The organism is Trichothermofontia sp., assembly GCF_053493415.1.
Genome location: NZ_JBRCAD010000064.1, coordinates 1 through 5,640, shown reverse-complemented (window position 1 = coordinate 5,640; position 5,640 = coordinate 1). Strand labels below are relative to the sequence as shown.

2 protein-coding genes and 1 tRNA gene are annotated in these 5,640 nt (G+C 60.9%); 1 reads left to right on the top strand and 2 read right to left on the bottom strand.

All coding sequences use genetic code 11. The features are described from left to right. On the top strand, positions 1–3,151 hold a 3,151-nt coding region (locus tag ACWIUF_RS05615), incomplete at its 5' end, for a hypothetical protein (protein ID WP_448571307.1). 44 nt (positions 3,152–3,195) lie between these two features. On the opposite strand, the gene ACWIUF_RS05610 is transcribed toward ACWIUF_RS05615, so the two are convergent. Both ACWIUF_RS05610 and ACWIUF_RS05605 read right to left on the bottom strand, forming a co-directional pair. Further along, positions 3,196–3,267: transfer RNA gene (locus ACWIUF_RS05610), tRNA-Gln, on the bottom strand. An 85-nt stretch (positions 3,268–3,352) separates the two neighbouring features. Continuing rightward, positions 3,353–5,640: GAF domain-containing protein (locus ACWIUF_RS05605; protein WP_448571306.1), on the bottom strand; the 2,288-nt coding region annotated here is incomplete at its 5' end.

Here is a 5,640-nt window from a genome sequence, read left to right as displayed (position 1 = left end):
GCCCTCAGAACCGCCCCCCCTCACCCTGGGAGCTATCCTTGTCATCTACGGCCTGTTGGTGTTGTGGGTGCGGGCTGTGTTTGTCCAGGGGATCGCAGTCGATCAGACGGGACTCGCGATCGGGGGAAGTGGCTGGCTCTTGACCTGGTTAGCCCAGCAATCGCGGCGGTTGGCCGACCGAGATGCGTCGCGATCGGCCTTGACCAGTGCATCGGAGCGTTCGGCTAGTGAGGTCGCGATCGCCCCTGCACACCTGGCCGACCACGCCCAACTGTGGGAACGGGCTGGTGGTGCCCTGTTAATCCTGGGTTGGTTAGTGACAATCGTCACCCATCCGGGTCAAGCCCTAGCCGTCAGCAGCCTGATCCTGTGGCTATTCCACGGTCGGTTAGGGCGACAGGGCCGCGCCGGGGATGGCCTCGTCCTGTTCCTGATCGGGTTGCAAAGTAACGGGCTGATCTGGCGCTTAGTGCCGCCCCCCCTCCAACGGACGATCGCGACGGGCCTGGTGCAGTGGGTGGGGGCCGAGGCCATGCCCAGTGTGCTGGTGGGGATAGTGGGGTTACCCTACCTGGTAGTCATCGTGGGGTATTGTGATTGGCTCCGGCGACGGAACCGTACCCAGGCAGCGGCCTTTGGGGAAGGCTTAGCCTTGGTATTGGGGGGGATCTTGACCTTGGTCAGCTTGGCCAACCCGATCGTGCGATCGCTCAATCTAGCCACCACAACCCTCCTGTTGATCGCCGTCCTGTGCCGGCGGCGTACCCTGGCCCAGGGCCTCGTTTACCTGACCCTCAGTGCGGGCATCGCCACCCTCTGTTCGCTCCTGGATCTCTGGTTGCCCCAGATGGACCCGTGGCAATGGAGTGTGGCCTTGTTGGGGCAAACGATCGGCCTGTGGGGGGTGAGCCTGAGCCGGTTGGGTGGACACTGGCGACGAAGTACCTGGCACCTGGGGCTGGGGTTAGCCGGGTGCAGTTACCTGCTGCTGTTGGGCTGGCGACAGGCGGTGAGTCTGGGCAGCACGGGCACCCCGAACGCGGTTCACCCCGGTTGGCCGCTGATCTGGGTGGTGGTTCCCTTGGGCCTGACCCTGATCACCCGTCGGGCAACCCCGGCCCCCCCCAGGGTGACCGTGCCCCTGACCGTGGTGACCTTGGGGCTGTGGCAAGTCCTGACCCTGCCTGATTTCCGCATCCGGCTGCTGGGGCTGGGGGCTGCCGCTGTGTTGACGGCAGTGAATGCCTCCTATGCGCCCACGATCGCCCTCACGACGATCGCCCTCGGCTTGGGGCTGGCCACAGGCCTCACCCTACTCTGGGAGGGCTGGCCCGGTTTACCGCCCTTTGCTGCACCCGCCTGGTTACTGACCGGCTCACTAACCCTCACCCTCCTGTGGGGGGGCTACCGCTACCTGTCTCGGTCTACCCCAACCCCGGCCAGCTCACCCGCGTCCCTGCTCTGGCTCTATGCCCAAGCGGCAGACTTCTGGGCGATCGTGCTCTATGGGGTACAAATCCTGGGCCTCCTGTTGTCGGTTACCGCTCGGTATATCCCGACCAGCCTGACACCCCAGTGGGCGACCTCAGCCAGCGGGTGGGTCCTGATCGCCGCGATCGTCACCGCTGCTGCCGTAGCCCTCCGTTGTTGGCCGTTGGGGGATGACCTCGGCCTGTACGCAATGGCCGTTCCCCTTGAATTCGCCCTGGCCGAAGGGGTGGCGTGGGGGGGTGGGGGCGCGCTTGATCTCGCCGTGGCCAATGTGCTCATCGGTGGGCTGTTAATGCTCTGGAGCCGCTGGTATTGGCGATCGCGTCGCGTCGCACCTGCCGCCTGGAAACGCATACTCCCCCTGGTGGTGGCCCTGCTGGGTTGGGGCTTGCGGCTAGAGGTCGTGACTGCCTGGACGGGGCTGTTAACCCTGGCAACGGCGAGCGTGGCCTTGGGAGTTGGGGGGTATGCTCCCTACTGGCGACCGGTGCAGGTCATGGGGTTGATTGGGCTATCCGTGGGGATTTATGAAGGGGTGGGTTATCAACTCTCCCAGGCATCCGGGGGCAGTGCGGCGGATGGTGCCCTGATTCTGGCCGGGACCACGGCGGCGATCGTACTCATCTGTCAGTTGGGTCAACGGCTCTGGGTGCGACTCCTGGGGCTACCCCCGGCAACCTTCATACTCTGGGCTAATTTGCACTGGGGCCTGGGGATCTTGCTCATGGTCTGGGCGATGGGGATCAGTCTGCTGACCCCCCCCACCCTTAAGCCCTTCGGGTTAGCGATCGCGGCCTACCTCTGTCTCTATGCCCTCTGGCAGGGACGGCTGGCAACCTTCTCGGCAGCCGCCGATCGGTGGGTTTACGCGGGCCTAGGGCAGGGCTTATTGCTGCTGGGGTTTGCCCGCATTAACTGGCCTGAGTTAAGTATTTTCGATAATTGGTTAGGGTTGGTCGCCTGTGGCCTTGGCCTGGTTTGGTATAGCCTCCCCTGGCCCCGCTGGGGCTGGCGATCGCAACCCTGGCAACGCGCCGCGATCGCCCTCCCCCTCATCACGGCCTTGATGACCACCTTGGATTGGTTGCATCCCGGCAACGCCCTCGTGGCGGCTGGTTACTATGCGGGATTGGCCTATCGAGCACGACGGTTTCGGTTGACCTATATCAGCGTCTTCCTAGCCGACTGGGCGGTTTGGCGTTGGCTCGATCGGCAGGCGATCGCCGATCCCCTCCTGGGCATTCTTCCCCTGGCCCTGACCTTCCTCTACATTGCCCAATTTGATCCCGGCCTGGGGCACCGGGAACAGCGGGATAGTCGCCACCTATTGCGGCTGGTGGGGTTGGGGCTAATCCAGGGCGTCATGTTATGGAGCGATCGCTACACGGGTATCGCCATCGGGGGCGTGAGTCTCCTCTCCCTCCTGGGGGGGCTGGGACTCAAAATTCGTGCGCCCCTTTATGTCGGCACCGCCATCTTTCTGGCCAATATCTTTAACCAGTTGATTATTCTCAACCAGATCTATCCGCTCACCAAGTGGGTTGTGGGCCTGGTGGTCGGGAGTGTTCTGATCTGGATGGCTGCCACCTTTGAAACCCGACGGCTACAACTGCGATCGCTCGTTCACAGTTGGTCCGAAATCCTTGAGCAGTGGGAGTAGGCTGCTGGATTTACCGTTACCGGAAAATAACTGGGGCAAAATAACTGGGGCGCTAGGATTCGAACCTAGGAATGGCGGGACCAAAACCCGCTGCCTTACCGCTTGGCTACGCCCCATCGCTTATAGACACCGAATTAGTGTAGCAGACCTGTCAACACTTTTTCTACCCTCATCTGGGGAAAATTTGCGGCGATGATCGCCCTAAATAGCCACTGGGGTGAATGCGAGGGGAATACGCACCCAAAAGGCCGCTCCCTGTCCTGGCTCCGACTCACAGATGAGGCTGCCCCGATGGCGATCCACAACAATCTGATAGCTAATCGAAAGGCCCAGCCCGGTCCCCTGGCCCACGGGCTTGGTGGTGAAGAAGGGATCAAAGAGGCGTTGCTGTACCGTTTCTGACAAGCCAGGGCCATTATCCTGGATGCAGATGGCGGCGAACGCTTGTCCATCGAGGGTTTGCACTTCAGTGCGAATGGTAATAACCGGATCATCCTGATCGTTCAGGGCATCGATCGCATTGCTGAGGATATTCATAAACACCTGGTTCATCGGACCGGCATAGCATTCCACCAGGGGGAGTTGACCGTAGTGCTTGTCAATGCGAATCCCCGCCCGCTTGCCAACCGGCTTGAGGCGGCTCTGCAAAATCAGGAGGGTATTCTCCAGCCCCTCGTGGATATCGACGGGTTTCAACTCGGCCTCATCTAACCGGGAGAAGTTGCGCAGGGACAGGACAATCTGGCGAATGCGATCGGTGCCAATCTTCATCGAGTTCAACAGGTTGGGTAAATCTTCAGCAATGAAACTGAGATCGATCGCCTCTGTCAGTTCCCGGACCTCTGGCACCGCCTCTGGATAGTTGCGTTGATAGCACTCCAGGAGATCCAGCAAATCGTGGGTGTAGTTGGCGGCATGGTTGAGGTTGCCACTGATAAAGCTCACTGGGTTGTTAATTTCATGGGCGATCCCGGCCACCATTTGCCCCAAACTCGACATCTTCTCACTTTGAATCAGTTGGGCTTGGGTGTGCCTCAGGTTGCGCAGGGCTTCGCTTAACTGGTGGGCCTGACTCTCGGCGGCAAAGGCGGAGGCCCGACTTTTCGCAAACAATTCCGCCTGGTCGATCGCCAGCGCCAGTTGATCCCGAACCGCTTGGAGTAACTCCACCTCACTGCTACGCCACGGGCGGGGTTCATCACATTGGGTACAGACGATCGCCCCCAATTGCCCTGCGCAGGTCTCCAGGGGCACCACCAATTGGGCCGTCACCGCGAGATCCGAAAGGAGAATTTGGCTCTCCGCCGTGGCTGTCGGCAGTTGGGTCGCATCATCTAGGCGGAGGGTTTCCAACCGCTCTAACTTTTCCACAAGGCCAGTACGCGGCCCAACCAGACAATCCCCGAGCGACGTGGGCAGCTCCGCATCCCGCGCTTCGTGGGTAATAGCCAGCAGGGGGGGATCGCATTGGGGCCAATACCAGACAAAATGGCAACACTTGATTTGTAGGAGGCCCCGAATTTCCTGCACAGCGGTTTTCAGGATGGTATCCAATTCCAGGGAGTTGTGGATTTGGCGGGCTAAGCGGAACAACAGGGCTTCCCGGCGACTTAGCAATTCCCCCCGTGCCCAAGCGCGATCGATGGCCACGGCAATATCATGGGCCACCCAATCGAGGATAGCGTAGGCTGCATCCGTGAAGGGTTGCCGCCGGAAGATGGCCATCACGCCCACCAGGCGATCTTCGACAATCAGGGGATACCCGGCAAAGGCAATCACTCGCTCCTGCTTGACCCAATCAGCATTGGCCACACACAGATCGTGGAGAACCGTGTTGGTCAGATAGGGCTGGCCCGTATGGGCGATAAAGCCGACCATTGAGATCCCAGGGGAAATTAGGGCGGGGAAGTCGTCTGTCGGGGTATGCTCACCCGCCACTGCCTGCTGTTCCAGGAGATTCGTGGTGGTGTTCAATGTCCACAGGTAGGCAAAGGTATCGCTCAGGTGGGTCACGATCGCCGCTAAGGCGGCCTGGAGACTCTCCCCCAAACTCCCCCCCTGGGCCAGGGCCAGGCTAACCGCCGCTCCCAAGGCCGAGAGAGCGGTTCGCTCCGCTAGGGCGGCTTCCGCCTGTTTGACGATCGTCACATCCCGGCAAAATACGGCGATGCCCGTCGGTTCCGGGTAGATCCGCATCTCTAACCAGATCCCCAGGGGGGCATAAAACAGATCCAACTGCACAGCCTGTTGTTCCTTGAGTACCCGCTCGGCAGCCTCGGCAAAGGGGGTGCTGTGTAGCTCTGGCAAGACGGCCCAAATGGATTGGGTTAGTACTTCCTCCCGGGTTTTCAAGCACAATTGCTCGGCGCGGGGGTTGAGGTCAGTAAACCGCCATTGGTTGTCCAAACTGAAATAGCCCTCGGTGATCCGCTCCAGGAGTTGACGATGCGCATCGTGGGCCGCCTGCGGAGAACTGATTAGGGGGGCAG